Here is a 17,635-nt window from a genome sequence, read left to right as displayed (position 1 = left end):
TTTTATTGGTAAAAAAGCTGAATGCTACGCACTTGTAGTTAAACAACAAAATTTTAATTGTTGATTTATAATTTACCTTTTTTTAAACGCCAATTATGATCTGCAATTTAAAACGCCAACGTACACCCTAAAACAATAAACATTATATGATTTAAAAAATTGAAGCAGCCCAGCGGCTGTTACGGGAATTGCTATGCCCAAAAATCGACAGGAATAACACGCTCACAAATAAATAATTCAATCACTTAATCATTAAAAAACATGAAAAAAATCTGCTTTGTTTTATTAGCTGCAATGATTGCCGCGGGATGTTCTAAAGAAAAATCGGCGGTTAATCCGGCCGCGCCGGCTGCTGTAAATACGGTAGCAAAAAAGAAGGAAGTGGCCAGCACCTTATCTTTTGGCGGCTACACCTGGGTTATCAACGCGCCGGCTGGCCAAACCTATCCGGGGCCAAACTATTGGAATGCTTCCTACGCCTGGGTTGATGCCAATGGCTGGCTGCACTTAAAAGCGGCCTACAATTCGGCAACCGGGCATTGGGAATGTGCCGAGGTTTACACCACAGCAAGTTTAGGCTATGGTACTTATCAGTGGCAGGTTGAAGGTGCCATAGGCTCATTTGATAAAAACATTGTGCTGGGAATGTATAATTACTCTGGTAATGATCAGCATGATGAAATGGATATTGAAATTGCCCGCTGGGGTAATGCCGCCTGGGATAATCTTAACTATACCATTTGGCCTGCGACAGGCGTAACCGCGAGCCCGGGTGTGTACACGGCCTCGTTTACTACGCCAAACGGCACATATACTACTCACCGTTTTAAACGTACCAGCACCAGTGTAAAGCTGCAAAGCCTTTATGGTTTCCAGGATGGAGATGCCAATCAGTTCCAAACGGCTACATTTAATTCACCCGGTACATCTATCAGTACCTTATCCATGCCGGTACACATGAATTTGTGGTTATACGGTGGCTCGGCACCTACAAATGGACAAAATGTTGAAATCATTATCCATAGCTTTAAGTTTACTGCTTTGTAAGCGGCTGTTGCTAAAAAACAATAGGGATATGCTACCACGTATCTCTATTGTTTATTAGTGGGTTTAAATATTGGGGAAATTCATTGCCGTTGACTTTAGTCAACGGTAAAAGAAGGAACTAAAAAGGGGCTTTAGCCAAACTCTTTAAGCGGGTTTTGGCTAAAGTCCCTTGTTTTTTTATTGGTATTCCGTTGACTAAAGTCAACGGCAATGATATCGGGCAATTACTCACTCCATGGCGAATGCAAAATGCAATCGCAAAAGTTTTTACGATGAAAATTGGGGATCATAAAGGCGCAAACATCAGCCTTGATATTGCCAAAGGTTGTTTCGGTTTTATGCTCAAAGCCGCTGAAAAAGGTAGGAATAATGTTTTTCTTAAAGTCGTTCCGTGGAAAAGCCCTGATGATCTCCTCGCGGTTTGCCTGGCTTAGGTTTTCATAGCCTTCGCCCATCACATCAAGTCCCACGCCCGAGTACATCAGCGCTACTTCTGCCTCTTTATGCTCCGCAATGCCAATGGTAGTGTGCAGGGCTATGGTATCCCAAACCAATTGTAACTGGTCTTTTGGCAAACCGTGACTTTTCAGAAAATCGCGCGCAGCATTAGCGCCATCTACCTCAAACCGCAAATCGGCGCTGCTATAATGTTTGGTTAAACCCAGATCATGAAAAACAGAACTTACATAAAGTAATTCCGCATCGTATTTGAAGTTGTTACGTTTGCCGTTTAGGGATGAGAACAGAAACACGCGTAAAGAGTGGTTATAGATAAATTCGGTACCATGTTCAAGCAAAAGTTCAGTGGCATGGGTAGCAATAGTACTATCGGGGATGATTATCCCAGCTACGGATTTTAATTTATTTACAAACATAATTTTGATGATTAATTTTGCTCAAAATTAGGTCGGCAAGCTTTTTAAAAAATGTCAGAAAGCCCCTATCACATGCCAATATGCGCAAAGCGCGACCGGTAATGAAAAGGTGACATCTGGGTGTTTTTCTTGAAAAAATGACTAAAGTGGTCGGCCGTAGCGAAGTTGAGTTGAAAGGCAATTTCTTTAACCGGCTTGGTAGAAAACTGTAAAGCGCGTTTAGCTTCGGCAATAAGTTGCCCGTTAATGATATCCTTGGCGCCTTTGCCACCGCATTTATTGCAAAGGTCGGTCAGTTTCCTGGTTGAGATTCCCAGTAACCCTGCAAACTCATTAACCTCGTGCGTGCTTTGGTAGTTTTTACTTACTAATTCCAAAAAACGGCGATACAATTGGTTATCATAGTTCTCGTGCCCATCGGTTAATAGCGATTTAAGGTTGGCTATTTTAATCATGATGATTTTGAGGTAGGCTGCCAGCACATCGGGCTTGTTGATGTAGTCGGCCTTCAGAAATTCATCTCGCAGGGTTTTAAAATGAAAAATGAGTTCGGTAATATCGGCATCGCCCACCAATACATGTTGGTTGGCTGTGGCATTGTTAAATAAAACGGCCTTGCAATTATTGGCGCTTGGTGGGGTTTTATCCCAAAAACAATCGCCAAAGCAAAGTTCAAAGCCGGTGATCATGGTCTGGTCATCGAATTGATAACATTGTCCTTTGGCTAACAAAAACAGTTCATTACCGGTAACGGGGTAGCTTGCCTCATCAATTTGAATATTGCCAGTACCCTGTGTAATCAGGAAGATTCGATGATAGTTCAATCTGCAAACCGATTGGTGTGTAAAACTCAACGCGTCTATATACCTTATGGCAAAGGAATCTTTTATTTCTTTTTCTGTTTGTATGTTTGGCAGAGGGGCTTTGCTGTTCATTTATTTTCGTAGCTGCAATTACCGTAAAATGTGTTGATCTTTGATCTATTAAATGTAATAAATTGTAAATGGCTAAGGCAATTCAACTTCAATCGGTAATTACCTGCCCGCAATGCGGGTTTCAAAAAGAAGAAACTATGCCAACGGATAGTTGTCAGTATTTTTATGAATGCGAGGCTTGCAATGCGCGTTTAAAACCTTTGCCGGGCGACTGCTGTGTGTATTGTAGTTACGCTACCGTAAAATGCCCGCCCATACAGGCCGGCAATTCATGCTGCGGTTATTAACCATTTTCTTACACCAATCCGACTTTCCATCGCCCCCAATCCACCTAAAAATTAATACTTTTGATTACCCGGTTTTGCAGCGTCTTTCGGTCTTACCGACTTTCCCCCACTTCCGGACTAACATAAATGAAAGATCTCGCATACCTCAATAAATTCTTTTATAAATACCGCTGGCATTTAATTCCGGGCGTGTTATTTGTAATTATATCTAACATTTTTGGTGTGCTGCCGGCCCAGGTTATCAGGGTAGCCTTTGATTTGGTAACCGAAAATATCGGCGCTTACCAGCTGTTTGCCGGTTTTAACCGCCAGGGCATGATCTATGATATTTTTGGCAGCAGCCTAATGCTGTTTGGCGTATTGGTGCTGGTGCTGGCTTTACTTCGTGGTTTGTTCCTGTTTTTTATGCGACAAACCATTATCCTCATGTCGCGCCATATTGAGTACGATCTTAAAAACGAGATATATAGTCACTATCAACGCCTTTCGCTGGCTTTTTATCGCCGTCACAACACCGGCGATTTAATGAACCGTGTTACCGAGGATGTAAGCCGTGTGCGCATGTACCTTGGCCCGGGTATTATGTATACTATTAATACCGTAGTGCTGTTTGTGTTGGTTATTTATGCCATGCTCACGGTAAACGTAAGGCTGGCTATATTTTCGGTTTTGCCGTTGCCTATCCTGGCGGGTATTATTTACTATGTAAACAATGTGATCAATTACCGCAGCGAGCAAATTCAGCAGCGTTTATCGGGTTTATCCAGTTTTGTGCAGGAGAATTTTTCGGGCATCCGGGTCATCAAATCATACGTGCGTGAGGGTTTTGTACGCAAAAATTTTGCTACCGAAAGTGAAAATTATAAAATTCACTCCATGGCGCTGGCCAAAGTGCAGGCCCTGTTTTACCCTATTATGTTGTTGTTGGTGGGTTTAAGTAACGTGATTACGATGTATGTAGGCGGGGTGGAGGTGATGAAGGGCAATATCTCATCAGGCAACATTGCCGAATTTATTGTATACCTCAACATGCTCAGCTTCCCTGTAATTTCTTTGGGTTGGGTAACCTCGCTTATTCAGCGCGCTGCGGCATCCCAAAAACGCATCAACGAGTTTTTGCATGAGCAGCCCGAGATCATATCCTCCAAAGCACCGGCACATCCAATCAAGGGTGCTATTGAATTTAATAATGTATCGTTTACTTATCCCGATACCGGCATCGAGGCCCTAAAAAATGTATCCTTTAAAATAGAACCGGGGCAAATGGTGGCTATCATTGGCCGCACCGGTTCTGGTAAATCAACCATTGCCAACTTGGTGATGCGCATGTATGATGCTACCGGGGGGCAGGTTTTGGCCGATAAAATTCCGTTGGAGCAATTGAATTTAGAAAGTTACCGGTCGCAAATTGGTTTTGTACCGCAGGAAGTTTTCCTGTTTTCTGATACCATTGCCAATAATATCGCTTTTAGTGCCGATGTGTTGGACTTACCGGTTGTGGAACAGGCCGCTAAAGATGCCGCGGTTTACAATAATATTGTGGAGTTAGAGCATGGTTTTGCTACGCTGATAGGGGAGCGGGGTGTTACTTTATCCGGCGGCCAAAAACAGCGGGTATCCATAGCCCGCGCTATTTTTAAGCATCCGCAAATCCTGATTTTTGACGATTGTCTTTCGGCGGTTGATACCCGTACCGAAGAGGAGATTCTGAACAACCTGGGCCGGGTAATGAAGGGTAAAACCAGCATTATTATAGCGCACCGCATATCAACCATAAAAAATGCCGATAAGATTTTGGTAATGGATAACGGCGAAATTATTGAGCATGGCAACCACGAATACCTGATGCAGCTAAAAGGCAGCTATTTTGAGTTATACGAAAAGCAATTGCTGGAAGAAGAACAGGACGCGTAAATAAAATTAACTCCCGCACAATTAAAGCCTTGTTTTGTTTCAAAAAGCGCAATTAAATTGAATAAAATACTTGCACTTTGAAATTTTATTTATATTTATGCCAACCAAAACTAATTACAGGGAAATTCATATGGGAGATTTTGACAATAGAGAGCGTGAAGAGGTATATTCAAAGAAGGTGAGAGCCGGGAAGAGAACGTATTTTTTTGATGTAAAAGCAACCCGATCAAACGATTATTATGTTACCATAACCGAAAGCAAAAAGCGTTTGGAAGATGGCGTTTTTATTAAGCACAAGATTTTTTTATACAAAGAAGATTTTGAAAAATTTGCCGAAGGGTTAAAAGAAACTGTTGATTACATCCGTGCTAACCAGGATGTTGTAGAAAAACGTTACGAATACAGCGAAGGCCACGAAGTAGCCAAAGCATCTGCTGATGAGGATTTTTCATTTGAAATTTAATAAGCTATTACACGCTAAACTTAATATTACAGGAACCCTGCTCACAAGGCAGGGTTTTTTTATTGCCCCGGATTTTATTAATAGTTTTTGCACTTGTTTGATAATAAGTATTTTAAATTGGATATTGTAGTTTTAAAGGGTAGGTTGATTGTAACCGGAGCAATTAAAAACATATGAAGCAGCGTATACACTCCATTGACATTGTAAGGGGCCTCATCATGATCATTATGGCGCTTGATCATACCCGTGATTTTTTTCATTATGCTGGGCCATCGCCGCTTAATATGCAGACTACTACAGTTGTTTTGTTTTTTACGCGTTGGATCACCCACTTTTGCGCGCCTACTTTTGTTTTTCTGAGTGGCGTATCAGCATACATCGCAGGTCAGCGAAGAACAAAAAGCGGGTTAAGTGTTTTCCTGCTCAAAAGGGGGGTATGGCTTGTTCTGTCAGATCTGCTCATTATCACCCTGCTATTTACCTTCAACCTGCAATATCGAATGCTCATTTTAGAGGTGTTATCGGCAATAGGCTTCGGAATGATGATATTGGCTTTATTGCACTATTTACCAAGATCTGTTATAGCTACAATAGCCGTGATCATTATTGCCGGCCATAATTTGCTGGATTATGTTACGTTACCCAAAGATGGCGTATCGGGCTATTTAACAACCTTGTTTTTATCGGTTAAAAGCTTGTTTATACCTTTGCCCGCAGGCAGAACAATCGCCGTATTGTATCCTGTTATTCCCTGGGCGGGCCCTTTGCTATTAGGATATGTTTTTGGGGCGCTATATGGAAAAGACTTTGACGCCCGGAAACGGCAGCGGGTATTGCTGGTATCCGGCCTTTCGATAATTGGATTGTTTGTGGTGCTAAGATTTATCAATCATTACGGCGATTCTGCCCCATGGGTATTTCAGCGCAATTTTGCACATACCTTATTATCGTTTTTGAATACCACCAAACAATCGCCCTCGTTACTATTTATTTGTATGACATTGGGGCCGGTAATGATATTATTGGCGTTAACGGAAAAGCTGGGCAAGCGGTTTACCGATATTTGCCGGGTGTATGGCAATGTGCCCTATTTTTATTTTATAGTTCACTTCGTGGTGCTACGTATCCTCAATATCGCGCTTATTCTTATTACCGGTCTGCCTCTAAAATCCGACGGATCACCGTTGGTATGGCAGGCGCAGGGCTTTGGCTGGCCGCTTTGGGCGGTATACCTGTTTTGGATAGGCGTTGTAACGCTGATGTATTATCCCAGTAAATGGTACGGTAACTATAAACGTACGCATAGCCATTGGTGGCTATCGTACGTTTAATTAAATGTATTTGGGCTTGTGCGCTGTTTAATTACAACAGCACGCCTTTCATAAACAACAAGGCTATTGAAAAGTAAATGATTAACCCGGTAACGTCAACCAGGGTGGCCACAAACGGGGCCGACGACGTAGCCGGGTCGGCACCTAATTTTTTAAGTATTAGTGGTAACATGGAGCCCGCTAATGATCCCCATAAAACTACACCTACCAGGGCGCAACCTACGGTTAAGCCAACCAACATCCAATGCGGACCGTACAGTGGCGAAAACAAAGTCCAGGCGTAAATACGGAAGAAGCCAATAACGCCAAGGGTAACACCCAGCATCAGGCCCGAAAGAATTTCGCGGCGCATTACACGCCACCAATCTGCTACGGTAACTTCACCAAGGGCCATGGCCTGTATAATTAGGGTAGATGCCTGTGAGCCACCATTACCACCGCTTGATATAATCAAAGGGATAAAAAGAGCCAGCACCACCGCTTTTTCAATCGACTTTTCAAAAAAGCCCATCGCGGTAGCGGTTAGCATTTCGCCTAAAAACAAAATGATAAGCCAACCAACACGTTTTTTTACCAGTTTAAACAGGTTAATATCCAGGTAAGGCTCGTCTAAAGCTTCGGTACCACCAATTTTTTGAATGTCTTCCGTGTATTCTTCGTTGGCTATCCAAAGGATATCATCAACGGTAACAATGCCTAATAATATATTTTCTTTATCCACCACGGGCAAGGCCGTACGGTTATTCATCCTGAAAACGTTGATCGCTTCCTCCTGCGGATCGCTTGCGCTAAGGGCTATCAGGCGACCGTCCATCAAATCAGATACCTTGGTTTCGGGTTTAACCAGCAAAATCTCGCGGATTCTGATATCATCCAGTAAAATACCGTTTTCGTCAATCACGTAGATAACATCAATAGTTTCTGAGTTTTTACCGTAACGGCGAATGTGCGATAGTACCCTGGTTACATCCCATGTTTTTTTAACGGCGATATAATCGGGCGTCATCAAACGGCCAACGCTTTCTTCCTCGTAACCTAAAAGAGATAAAGCCTCTTTACGGTTCTCTGGTGATAAGCTCAGGATCAGTTTTTTTACCGCGTCGCCATGTAATTCACTGAAAAGAGCGGTACGGTCATCGGGAGGGAGTTCATTAATCAAGTCGGCAACCTTTTGGCCCGAAAGTTTTTTAATGATACGTTCCTGCGTAGGGAAGTCGAGGATACGGAAAACGTTTACAGCGCGGTTAAGCGAAAGCGTTTCAATAAATAAGGGGCCATGTTCGGGCAGTTCGCCTATGAGTTCTTCAACATCAGATATGTTGAGGTTGTTCAAATATTCCTGTAGTTTGGTATTGTCCTGCCCTTCCAGCAGCAACTCAACTTGCTCAACCATCTCTTCCATATAGTGCCCTCTTTTTTACATCTTATTATAAATAATTCTTGTTTTTTAACGTCGGCAAAAGTCGTTTATTTTTTCAAATAATCGGGTAAAATTTTCTCTTATCTTTGCGGTTTTTAAAGTGAGTGGTTGATTAAGTTAAATGGTTGATTAGGTTGTCAAAATCTAAACTTAGTTAACCCAATCAACCACTCACCTAATCAACTTAATCAACTAAACAAATGGGTTTACAATGTGGGATAGTAGGTTTACCAAACGTGGGTAAATCAACACTTTTTAATTGCTTATCAAATGCCAAGGCGCAGGCGGCCAACTTTCCGTTTTGCACCATTGAGCCAAACGTAGGCGTAATTACGGTGCCAGATGAGCGTTTAACAAAACTTACAGAAATAGTACAGCCTAAAAGCATTGTACCAAACACTATAGAAATTGTTGACATTGCCGGCCTTGTTAAAGGAGCCAGCAAAGGCGAAGGATTGGGTAACCAGTTTTTGGCCAACATTCGTGCTACAAACGCTATTATCCACGTATTACGTTGCTTTGATAACGATAACGTAATACACGTTGATGGTTCGGTTGATCCTATCCGTGATAAAGAGATCATTGATACCGAATTGCAATTGAAAGACTTGGATTCGATAGAAAAGAAAATCCAGAAGGTTGAAAAAATGGCCAAAACCGGTGGCGACAAAGAGGCTAAAAAAACATTTGATGTTTTAACCATTTACAAAAATCACCTGTTGCAGGGTAAATCGGCCCGTACTGCGCCAGTTGAGGAAGAAGATAAAGAATACGTTGCCGATCTGTGGTTGCTTACAGCTAAACCGGTAATGTACGTTTGTAACGTTGACGAAGGTTCGGTAGCAAACGGAAATGCCTACGTTGAGCAGGTTAAAGCCGCCGTTGCCGACGAAAAGGCCGAAGTGCTGATCATATCTGCCCAAATTGAAGCCGAAATTTCTGAACTGGAATCATACGAAGAGCGCCAGATGTTTTTAAACGACCTGGGTTTAACCGAATCGGGCGTAAACAAACTGATTAAAGCCGCTTACCGCCTGTTAAGCCTGGCCACTTACTTTACCGCTGGTGTACAGGAAGTGCGCGCCTGGACAATTACCCAGGGCTTCACCGCACCGCAAGCAGCCGGCGTTATTCACACCGATTTTGAAAAAGGCTTCATCCGCGCCGAAGTTATCAAATACGACGACTTTGTGAAATTCAACGGCGTGGAAACCACCATCAAAGAAAACGGTAAATTAGGCGTTGAAGGCAAAACATACATTGTGCAGGACGGCGATATCATGCACTTCAGATTTAACGTATAGTTTTTTAGAGTCAAGAATTAAGAGTCAAGACAGATGCAATTTTTGGGAGTACCTACCCTAAAAAAACGCTGTCATTCTGAACGTAGTGAAGAATCTATTCTACGCTATGATTCTATGATATTGAAATCCCCGGTTTGCAGAACTATGCTGTAATCGGGGATTTTTTTTGCGCTGCCAGTTATGAGGTAAATAATTGGGGCTTGTGCCTGCCAGTGGAAGGAGGGCCTGGCTTTTGTTTATAAGCTCGCTTGGCGTACCGCGACTGTTGGTATCCACGCAATTTCTCAGAATGGTGAAGGGAAGAGACAAATTCGGCTTACTGTTATTATTTTGAGTCCTTTCCATTCTATTAACACCCGCGCGAATAATGTTTAAAACTTTTGATGCTACTTTTTTTAGCATCGCCTCGATTGCATGTATATTGCATTATTATTACCAGAACCATATGAACACTGTTTTAAAGGGAAATCTATTCGAGGATAAAGCGTGCGATATCATTTTAGCAGCGTTAAATGATGGACAATTGGGTTTTCTACCTGGTATTTGTAAATCATACCGCAAACCCAGATATTATGGACATGATCGGAAGGAGTACGTCAATTTTGATTTAAGTATTGAAGTTTGGCCATCCGGTGCAGATCGTTATTCTCACATATGTTTAATAGAATGCAAGGATTATAATCACCCTGTCAATGTAAAGGAGATAATCAAGTTTGTTGGTGATATCAATTCAGTTGCTGGTAAAAATGTAAAGGGTATTTTCATCACAACAAATAGGCTACAAAAAGCTGCAAAATCTTATGCGGAGTCTCATGGGTTGATGGTAATCCAGGTTGACTCGAAAGGTCAATCAAAAATGATTTTATACAACACCAAGAGAAGTAAAGATTCACTACAGACCGATGCGTCAGCGCGTGAGTTTTCTGAAGAGCTCGATCAATTGGCAGATATCAGCGATTATTATAATCAGAGTCTTGGTGGAGTTAACGATCTCGGATGGGAAATTAGCTTATTCAATTTCCTGACAAAGGTTCTTAAATACGGTCCTCAATGGTATCAGCCTGGTAATCAGGTTCAGAGCACAGAGCTTCGGTCAGCAAAATTGATCGAAAAAATAACTGTGGATATACTAAACGCATTTGACTCCTCAATACTGTATAAAAATAAAGGTTTGCCGATGTCTGACTTTATGGTGTATGTTTCAGAAAAATATAGCGTAAGAATTGTGACGGATCGACCTATTAAATCTGATAAAGGGAAAAAGATAAATGGCTATATTGATTTTGCTGAAAAGATAATCCACATTGATAGTAATTTGGTTGGATCTCCGCAGTTTAATTTTATTCTAGCTCATGAAATAGGTCATTACATTCTGCATTCGGGCTTTTCTATGGATCAGATGGTCTTCAATAATCTTCAAGATTCCGAATATAATAAAGCCTTGGGTAAACACGCTTTGATTAATGAAAAGCATTGGATCGAATGGCAAGCTAATCGATTTGCGGCTTGCTTACTCCTGCCGTATAAAAGCCTTTTAGCTCAGATTGTCCTTTATCAAATTAATAATGGCATAAATGGACATCGTGGTACAATATACGTAGATCATCAACAGTGCAACCAACAAGCATTCGATTTAATGCAGGAACAATTCTCGAACTTTTTTGGCGTTAGCAAAGCAACATTAGAACATAGGTTAAGTAACCTTGGTATCCTCAAGTTCGGGCCAGGCGGTAATTACCGGCGTACAGATCCTAATTTTGAGCGAAATTCCAGGACCGTTGGCCAGATAATCAATAAGATGGTAATGCTCTGATAAGGTTATACCCCGCTGTTCGAAGTCCCCGCTGTCCGATAATCTCTGACTTCGGACAACTATAAAACCACGATAGTTTGTCGATAACCTCATACTAACTCCGATCAAAAAATGATATGAGATTTATTGAATTAACAAAACGTGCTTTAATAACTTGGCGCAAATCAGCTGATCATTCAAAATGCAAATAAGTTTCCACGGTAATTTTGCAACAGCCTGTTGCAAAATTATACCGAGCATAGGTTTAGTCTCGCTTTGCTGCAATTCAGATAAGCTACAGCTGTCCGAAGCCTCCGACTTCGGACGACTATGCCTGTAGTCTCCGACTACAGTATCAAAACCACAATATCTTGTCCATAACTTCACACCAATTCCAATTAACAAGCTGATACGAGGTTTATTGAACTAATAAAACGTGCTTGAATAAAACCACTCAATCCCCGCCCATTCAAAAAATCAAAAGGCCGCTTAGCATAGCTTAAGCGGCCTTTTGTAGTGCTCCCGACGAGATTCGAACTCATATCGATGGTACCGGAAACCATAATTCTATCCATTGAACTACGGAAGCAGTTATTGGCGCAAATATATAAAATTGATTGAAACCATTACCACTGTTTAAACTACTAATGTTTTCAACCAATTTTAAATTTGTTACTATGCTGCACTGCCGGTTTAGATAGCCAGCCAGATGGCGGTACCGCCGAGGTGGTCAGTCTGGGTTACATTAGGGTCAATCATAAACCCATTTACCAGTTTTTGCGTGTGTTGTAAAATCTGGAAGCCGCGTGTGGCAACGTCGGGGCCGTTATACGCCCGCCAGTAGTGACTAAATGATAATTTAGTATACAATTGCTGCGATGTAAGGCCGGCGTCCCAGCCAACGTATATGCCAGGTTCATACCCTGCCGATTTTACTTCGGTATACCATGCCTGGCAATAGGCTATTACGTCGGCAGCAGGAGCCTGTTGATTAACCCCTTCCAGATCAAGCCAGATGTTTACTCCAGGCGGCAGCCCAACTATCTGGGTTGCATATAAAGCAGCATAGCTCCCGTATTGTGTTCCAAGGGCTGCAGATGGCACCCAGCCATCGTTGGCAACGTGTTGCACTGCCATAAGCGCTAAACCAGCGTTTAAAATGTGCAATGCTTCGGCATTAGTTAGGTTACCTGCTTGCAGTTGGGCGGTACGCGGAATGTAGCGGATGCAGAAAGCGTATCCCGCATTTTTAAAACCCGCTGCGGCTGTAGCGCTTACAGGCGAATTGATATCAAAACCCGATAAACCGGCAGCAGCAGGCTGAACGGTACCGGGTAGGGCGATTGGTGATGAGGTATTTGGCATAATGTTATTGGGTTTAGGTTATATGTTGATAAACAGTTATTTATATACTAATTTATGAAAAAAAAGCGACAAGAACAAGTAAAAAGCGACATAATATCAGACCCTTGCGCCAAAATTGCGCTATACATCAGTTTAATGTTAACCTTGTAAAAATATAAAATATTGATTGTTAGTTATTTATAAAATGTATTTCTGAAATGTGTTAAGTTATGTTAACCCAATTACATGCGTTTGCCCTTCCTTTATGGCGGCGAATTGTAAGCTGTTTTGTGGTTAATGATATAATATATGCCCGGTTCATCCTTGCCCTTCCTTATACCTTACGAAAATCAAACCGATGCTTACAAAAATCAAACAATTGGATGTCGCTATTTGGTAACCTGTTAAAATAGGTCTTAAACTTGCACACATAAAGCTAAAAAGGCAGGGCGTAGCTTGTTAACCTGCGCGATAAAAAATAGTTTGCCTTAGGGGATATAATCCCATCCAAACTATAACAGCACTTGTAATTATTAGTACCTTTAATTACCAACAAACACTAAAAAACAACAAACAAAACTACCATGATTGAAGCAAAATCTTATGCAGCCCAGGACGAGAATACACCATTGGCTCCCTGGTCATTTGAAAGGCGCGAAGTAGGTCCGCATGATGTACAATTTGATATTTTATATTGCGGCGTTTGCCACTCAGATTTACACCAGATTAAAAACGACTGGTTCCCGGGTATTTTCCCGATGATTCCGGGTCACGAAATTGTAGGTCGCGTAGTTAAAGTAGGCGACCACGTAAAAAACTTTAAAGTAGGCGACCTTGCCGGTACCGGCTGTATGGTTGACTCTTGCCAGGTTTGCGAAAACTGCAAACAGGATTTGGAGCAATATTGCCTTGAAGGCAGCACGCAAACCTACAACAGCTACGAGCGCGATGGCAAAACTCCAACTTATGGCGGTTATTCAAACACCATTGTTGTACGGGAAGAGTTTGTATTGCATGTATCTGATAAAGTAGATTTGGCGGCTGTTGCGCCTTTACTTTGCGCAGGTATTACAACCTACTCGCCTTTAAGGCACTGGAAAGTAGGCAAGGGCCATAAATTAGCCGTTTTAGGATTGGGTGGCCTTGGCCACATGGCTGTTAAATTTGGCGTGGCCTTTGGTGCCGAAGTTACAGTGTTAAGCACTTCGCCTAAAAAAGAAGAAGACGCTAAAAAATTAGGAGCCCATCACTTTGTGGTTACAACCGATGAAGCGCAGGTAAAAGCCGCCAAAGGTACTTTCGATTTTATTTTGGATACCGTATCGGCCGAGCATGATTTTAACATGTACCTATCTTTATTAAGAACCAACGGTGTACATATTTGCGTAGGCGTACCACCAAAACCGGCAGAAATTGCCGCGTTTAGTTTATTAGGCGGCCGTAAAAGCTTAGCCGGATCGGGCATTGGCGGGATCAAAGAAACCCAGGAAATGCTTGATTTTTGCGCCGAGCATAACATCGTATCAGATATTGAATTAATTGATATCAAAGATATTCAGCCAGCTTACGACCGTATGGTTAAAGGCGATGTGCGTTACCGTTTTGTAATTGATATGGCAACCCTTTAATTTTTAACCCGGGTTTATCCGGGTAAACGAAAAGCCGTTGAAGAAATTCAACGGCTTTTTTGCTTAATATTTGTTTTGCCTTAGTATTTAGAAATCTTGTAATCCTGCAAAATCCCTAAATCGTGTAAAAACAAAGAAGGCTCCGGGTTATCCGGAGCCTTCGCAAATAATATTTTATTAAAAATTATTTTTGTTTGAATTGAACGCGACGGTTAGTAACGCGCCCTTCTTCTGTTGAGTTATCTGCAATTGGCATGGTTTCACCATAACCTTTTACTTTAACTTTTTTAGCGTCAACACCAGAGTTAACTAAGTAAGTTTTTACTGAGTTAGCACGATCTTTTGATAACTGCATATTGTGAGCAGCAGTACCTTCAGATGATGCAAAACCATCAACCTCAACTTTTTTACCAGATGAACGTAAATCGGCAGAAGTAGCATCTAACACAGGATAAGATGAAGTGCGTAATACCGAACTATCAAATTCAAACTGGATGTTTGAGTAAGCTGTAGCTACCGGTTTAGCGGCTAATGAAGAATCTGGTTTAGGGAACACGATAACGCAACCAGAACCATCAACTACACTACCTGCAGGCGTACCTGGGCATTTGTCAAACTGATCGGCAACACCGTCACCGTCAGAGTCTTTTTTCAAGTCGCTAACCGCGGTTTCTACGTTAGTAACACGACCTTTTAAAGCTTCAACTTCCTGACGTAAGGCAGCATCGTATAACTCATCATACATCTGCGCAACCGGGTTTACCCAGGTAAGGTTCTGTTTTGATTTTGAACCTAAAGTAAACTCTAAACCACCATAAGTGTAAGAGTAGTGGTTTTGCTGAGGATAAGTATGGAAACCCTGGAAGTTGTAACCTTGTACAAAGTTAACAGTGTAACCTAAATTTAATGCAACCGCATCGCTTAAACGGAATTTAACACCTGCACCTACCGGGGCAAATAATTCTTTAACTGTGTTAGTGTAAGCTGCCGTATTGCCGTTAACGTCGGTATAGCTTTTAGGTTTGTAGAAACTTAAGCCTAAACCTGCCGAACCGTAAAAGTTAACGCTGTTTTTGCGGTGTAAAAAGCTTACGCTTGCAATATTAAAAACGCCGCTCAACGCTCCTGCATTGTAAGATGTTTTATACTCGGTATAACCGTATTTGTTTGTTCCTTCCTTGTCAATACCGTGTACTTTACCACCTAAATAATCTAACTGTAAGCTAAAAGTGTGCGATAATTGTTGTCTTAACGAAACACCATAACCCAAATCAGCTTTAAACTTATTGGTAGAGTTAATTGAAAAAGGAACCAACCCATCGGTAACACCTGCACTTATGCCAATACTAAATGTGTTGTACTGCCCAATACCACCAAATACCTTGGCGGTAGAGGTCTCAGACGACGTTGTAGTAGTTGCGGTTTTGGTAGAATCGGTTTGGGCATTGGCCATACCTACAACTAACAAAGAAGCAATCGACAACGCGGCTGTTTTCTTTAATGTAGAATAATTCATAGTTTTTAGATTTGTTTTCATTATAGTAGTTGCCCACTAAAAGTTCTTAATAAATTAATCTAATAACTCTTAAACAAGACAAAAGTTTTCGGAGAATGAAAAAAAATAACATAAGAGGGTATTTGTTACCAATAATGATACAAAGTTTGTTGTTTTTTGAAAGTTTATTGCTTTATACCATGGTTGATAATCAGCTTGTTAAACTGGGCCGAAGCAGTAAGAGGCAGTTTTGTAACATTGTTGTCATAGAAAATAAAGCTGACCTTGCTTACCGCTGAGTTTAACGTTATAAATACAAACGCACCATTTGTTTCCAATAACGTGGGCGGTGGGCGTAATTATCCCATACGTACAGCTGATGGGGGATTTGTTTTGCAGATAATAAATGACCAAAGGCGCGGTTACTGTTAATGAATGGGTCGGTTTCGCCAACTGCCATAATGATTTCTACTTTTCTGATCGCATTTAAAACGGCATCATCTTCCATATTGGCCATAAATTGTAAAGGCATATTGAAGTAAATGTTTTCATCCCGGTAGCCATCAAACAGGTCTTTAAAATCATCAATTTGTTGGGTAAGATCGTACCTGCCACTCATGCTGATCACTTTTTTAAACAGGGTAGGGTGTTTCATGGCCAGGTTAATGGCATGGTAGGCCCCCATGCTGCAACCGGCAACTTCAAAATAATCGCCCTTGTTTTCGGTTTGCATTACCGGGAGCACCTCGGTAAGAATGTATTGCTCGTATTGTAAATGGCGCTCAATACGTGCAACCGGGTGTACCCAATGGTTATAAAAACTTTCAGAATCAACGCTATCAACGCAAAAAAGCTGTAGCTCACCGTTTTCTAATTTATCTTTTAAAGCTTCAACAATGCCCCAGTTTTCATAATCATAAAACCGGGCCATGCGGGTAGGAAAAAAAAGCACAGCTTTGCCGCCGTGGCCAAATACCAACATTTCCATATGGCGGTGCAAACTTGCGCTAAACCATTTATGGTACGTTCTGTTCATTATTGGGCTGGTATTTTGCTGCGAAATTTCCAAAACAAATGTTACTTCAAATTAAATAAATGGTAATGCTTAGCGGTTAATATGGTCGGTTATAATTTGTTTCCATAATTGATATCCCGCCGTACTTAAATGCAACCCATCGCCTACAAAATACTCTTTTTTTGGATAGCCTTTAACATCAACCATCTCTTTATAAATATTAATGAACTGCCAGTTGTTGGTGTTTTTAACTATTTCTGTTTCAATAAGGTTGTTTGCATATTTAAATTTATCGATAATGTTCCAGCGGCTGAGGCTTGGTTTTAAAGAAACATAGTAACAGGGCAAATTGCCAAAGCGCTGTTGCACTTTGGTTACCAGTTGCTGAAAAAATATAAATACCTCTTCGGGGTGGCGGCCGTCGCCCAGATCATTGTCGCCGGCATAAATGATCAGTCTTTTTGGCTGATAACTTATCATTACCCTTTCAAAAAACCAAACACAAGCGGCAAGGGTTGAGCCGCCAAAACCAAGGTTAAAGGGGTTAAGTTGTTTAAAATCGTCGTTAAGTGTTGTCCATAAACGCACCGATGAACTACCGTAAAAAATAGTTTCGGGCTCAAATGTTTTATTTAAAGTAAGCTTTTCAAGTTGCTTAATGTCCTCTTCGTACCAATACATGAAAAAAATCTGTTGCTCGTTAATTATCTATCCGGCGCAAATTAACGCAATTAAATTACGCCCGCCGATACGCATAAGAGGCAATATAGTAGTTTATTGTTTCC

General features: G+C 41.4%; 15 protein-coding genes and 1 tRNA gene. 8 read left to right on the top strand and 8 right to left on the bottom strand.

Translation table 11 applies throughout. The features are described from left to right. Nucleotides 1-261: 261 nt before the first annotated feature. Nucleotides 262-1,047: a glycoside hydrolase family 16 protein gene (locus QWZ17_RS09120; protein ID WP_290304859.1), complete on the top strand. Its 786-nt coding sequence runs from the start codon at nt 262-264 to the stop codon at nt 1,045-1,047. 224 nt (nt 1,048-1,271) lie between these two features. Here the strand turns inward: QWZ17_RS09120 and QWZ17_RS09115 are convergent, their stop codons facing one another. After that, nucleotides 1,272-1,922: an HD domain-containing protein gene (locus QWZ17_RS09115; RefSeq protein ID WP_290304857.1), complete on the bottom strand. Its 651-nt coding sequence runs from the start codon at nt 1,920-1,922 to the stop codon at nt 1,272-1,274. Between the two features lie 68 nt (nt 1,923-1,990). Beyond that, nucleotides 1,991-2,857: a helix-turn-helix domain-containing protein gene (locus tag QWZ17_RS09110; RefSeq protein WP_290304855.1), complete on the bottom strand. Its 867-nt coding sequence runs from the start codon at nt 2,855-2,857 to the stop codon at nt 1,991-1,993. 68 nt (nt 2,858-2,925) lie between these two features. On the opposite strand from QWZ17_RS09110, the gene QWZ17_RS09105 reads away from it, so the two are divergent. The 4 genes from QWZ17_RS09105 (at nt 2,926) to QWZ17_RS09090 (ending at nt 6,852) form a co-directional block, all read left to right on the top strand. Further along, a complete protein-coding gene (locus tag QWZ17_RS09105) occupies nt 2,926-3,144 on the top strand; it encodes a GDCCVxC domain-containing (seleno)protein (protein ID WP_290304853.1) in 219 nt (72 codons plus the stop codon). A gap of 126 nt (nt 3,145-3,270) precedes the next feature. Next, nucleotides 3,271-5,058: an ABC transporter ATP-binding protein gene (locus QWZ17_RS09100; protein ID WP_290304852.1), complete on the top strand. Its 1,788-nt coding sequence runs from the start codon at nt 3,271-3,273 to the stop codon at nt 5,056-5,058. A 130-nt stretch (nt 5,059-5,188) separates the two neighbouring features. Then, complete coding sequence (locus tag QWZ17_RS09095; protein ID WP_290304925.1) at nt 5,189-5,521, top strand: DUF3276 family protein; 333 nt, start codon at nt 5,189-5,191, stop codon at nt 5,519-5,521. Nucleotides 5,522-5,694: 173 nt separating this feature from the next. Next, entirely contained in the window at nt 5,695-6,852 is a 1,158-nt protein-coding gene (locus tag QWZ17_RS09090; protein ID WP_290304850.1) for an acetyltransferase domain-containing protein, read from the top strand. A 31-nt stretch (nt 6,853-6,883) separates the two neighbouring features. On the opposite strand, the gene mgtE is transcribed toward QWZ17_RS09090, so the two are convergent. Continuing rightward, on the bottom strand, nt 6,884-8,254 hold the full coding sequence (gene mgtE / locus QWZ17_RS09085; RefSeq protein ID WP_290304848.1) for a magnesium transporter: 1,371 nt from the start codon (nt 8,252-8,254) through the stop codon (nt 6,884-6,886). Between the two features lie 218 nt (nt 8,255-8,472). On the opposite strand from mgtE, the gene ychF reads away from it, so the two are divergent. Both ychF and QWZ17_RS09075 read left to right on the top strand, forming a co-directional pair. Then, a complete protein-coding gene (gene ychF / locus QWZ17_RS09080; RefSeq protein WP_290304847.1) occupies nt 8,473-9,576 on the top strand; it encodes a redox-regulated ATPase YchF in 1,104 nt (367 codons plus the stop codon). Nucleotides 9,577-10,021: 445 nt separating this feature from the next. After that, nucleotides 10,022-11,389 (top strand): ImmA/IrrE family metallo-endopeptidase, encoded by a 1,368-nt coding sequence (locus QWZ17_RS09075; RefSeq protein WP_290304845.1) that lies wholly within the window; start codon nt 10,022-10,024, stop codon nt 11,387-11,389. Between the two features lie 496 nt (nt 11,390-11,885). Here QWZ17_RS09075 and QWZ17_RS09070 read toward each other — a convergent pair. Together QWZ17_RS09070 and QWZ17_RS09065 are read right to left on the bottom strand one after the other, a co-directional pair. After that, a tRNA-Arg gene (locus tag QWZ17_RS09070) sits at nt 11,886-11,957 on the bottom strand. Between the two features lie 104 nt (nt 11,958-12,061). Next, entirely contained in the window at nt 12,062-12,733 is a 672-nt protein-coding gene (locus tag QWZ17_RS09065; RefSeq protein WP_290304844.1) for a DUF1906 domain-containing protein, read from the bottom strand. Nucleotides 12,734-13,296: 563 nt separating this feature from the next. Here QWZ17_RS09065 and QWZ17_RS09060 point away from each other — a divergent pair. Next, complete coding sequence (locus tag QWZ17_RS09060; RefSeq protein WP_290304843.1) at nt 13,297-14,340, top strand: NAD(P)-dependent alcohol dehydrogenase; 1,044 nt, start codon at nt 13,297-13,299, stop codon at nt 14,338-14,340. A gap of 184 nt (nt 14,341-14,524) precedes the next feature. Here the strand turns inward: QWZ17_RS09060 and QWZ17_RS09055 are convergent, their stop codons facing one another. The 3 genes from QWZ17_RS09055 to QWZ17_RS09045 form a co-directional block, all read right to left on the bottom strand. Continuing rightward, complete coding sequence (locus tag QWZ17_RS09055) at nt 14,525-15,856, bottom strand: OmpA family protein (protein WP_290304842.1); 1,332 nt, start codon at nt 15,854-15,856, stop codon at nt 14,525-14,527. 286 nt (nt 15,857-16,142) lie between these two features. Then, nucleotides 16,143-16,871 (bottom strand): esterase family protein, encoded by a 729-nt coding sequence (locus QWZ17_RS09050; protein ID WP_290304841.1) that lies wholly within the window; start codon nt 16,869-16,871, stop codon nt 16,143-16,145. Nucleotides 16,872-16,940: 69 nt separating this feature from the next. Further along, nucleotides 16,941-17,531 carry a GDSL-type esterase/lipase family protein gene (locus tag QWZ17_RS09045; protein ID WP_290304840.1) on the bottom strand — a complete coding sequence of 197 codons (591 nt, stop codon included), beginning with the start codon at nt 17,529-17,531 and terminating at the stop codon, nt 16,941-16,943. Nucleotides 17,532-17,635: the final 104 nt, after the last annotated feature.

This window comes from Mucilaginibacter flavus (assembly GCF_030409315.1).
Taxonomy (GTDB): domain Bacteria; phylum Bacteroidota; class Bacteroidia; order Sphingobacteriales; family Sphingobacteriaceae; genus Mucilaginibacter; species Mucilaginibacter flavus.
Note: the sequence above shows the minus strand (reverse complement) of the source record. Positions and strands in the feature narration are given on the sequence as shown.

Excerpts from the sequence above, each read along its gene's own strand:
- QWZ17_RS09120 (WP_290304859.1), top strand. The coding sequence starts at position 262 with ATGAAAAAAATCTGCTTTGTTTTATTAGCTGCAATGATTGCCGCGGGA.
- QWZ17_RS09115 (WP_290304857.1), bottom strand. The coding sequence starts at position 1,922 with ATGTTTGTAAATAAATTAAAATCCGTAGCTGGGATAATCATCCCCGAT.
- QWZ17_RS09110 (WP_290304855.1), bottom strand. The coding sequence starts at position 2,857 with ATGAACAGCAAAGCCCCTCTGCCAAACATACAAACAGAAAAAGAAATA.
- QWZ17_RS09105 (WP_290304853.1), top strand. The coding sequence starts at position 2,926 with ATGGCTAAGGCAATTCAACTTCAATCGGTAATTACCTGCCCGCAATGC.
- QWZ17_RS09100 (WP_290304852.1), top strand. The coding sequence starts at position 3,271 with ATGAAAGATCTCGCATACCTCAATAAATTCTTTTATAAATACCGCTGG.
- QWZ17_RS09095 (WP_290304925.1), top strand. The coding sequence starts at position 5,189 with ATGGGAGATTTTGACAATAGAGAGCGTGAAGAGGTATATTCAAAGAAG.
- QWZ17_RS09090 (WP_290304850.1), top strand. The coding sequence starts at position 5,695 with ATGAAGCAGCGTATACACTCCATTGACATTGTAAGGGGCCTCATCATG.
- mgtE (WP_290304848.1), bottom strand. The coding sequence starts at position 8,254 with ATGGAAGAGATGGTTGAGCAAGTTGAGTTGCTGCTGGAAGGGCAGGAC.
- ychF (WP_290304847.1), top strand. The coding sequence starts at position 8,473 with ATGGGTTTACAATGTGGGATAGTAGGTTTACCAAACGTGGGTAAATCA.
- QWZ17_RS09075 (WP_290304845.1), top strand. The coding sequence starts at position 10,022 with ATGAACACTGTTTTAAAGGGAAATCTATTCGAGGATAAAGCGTGCGAT.
- QWZ17_RS09065 (WP_290304844.1), bottom strand. The coding sequence starts at position 12,733 with ATGCCAAATACCTCATCACCAATCGCCCTACCCGGTACCGTTCAGCCT.
- QWZ17_RS09060 (WP_290304843.1), top strand. The coding sequence starts at position 13,297 with ATGATTGAAGCAAAATCTTATGCAGCCCAGGACGAGAATACACCATTG.
- QWZ17_RS09055 (WP_290304842.1), bottom strand. The coding sequence starts at position 15,856 with ATGAATTATTCTACATTAAAGAAAACAGCCGCGTTGTCGATTGCTTCT.
- QWZ17_RS09050 (WP_290304841.1), bottom strand. The coding sequence starts at position 16,871 with ATGAACAGAACGTACCATAAATGGTTTAGCGCAAGTTTGCACCGCCAT.
- QWZ17_RS09045 (WP_290304840.1), bottom strand. The coding sequence starts at position 17,531 with ATGTATTGGTACGAAGAGGACATTAAGCAACTTGAAAAGCTTACTTTA.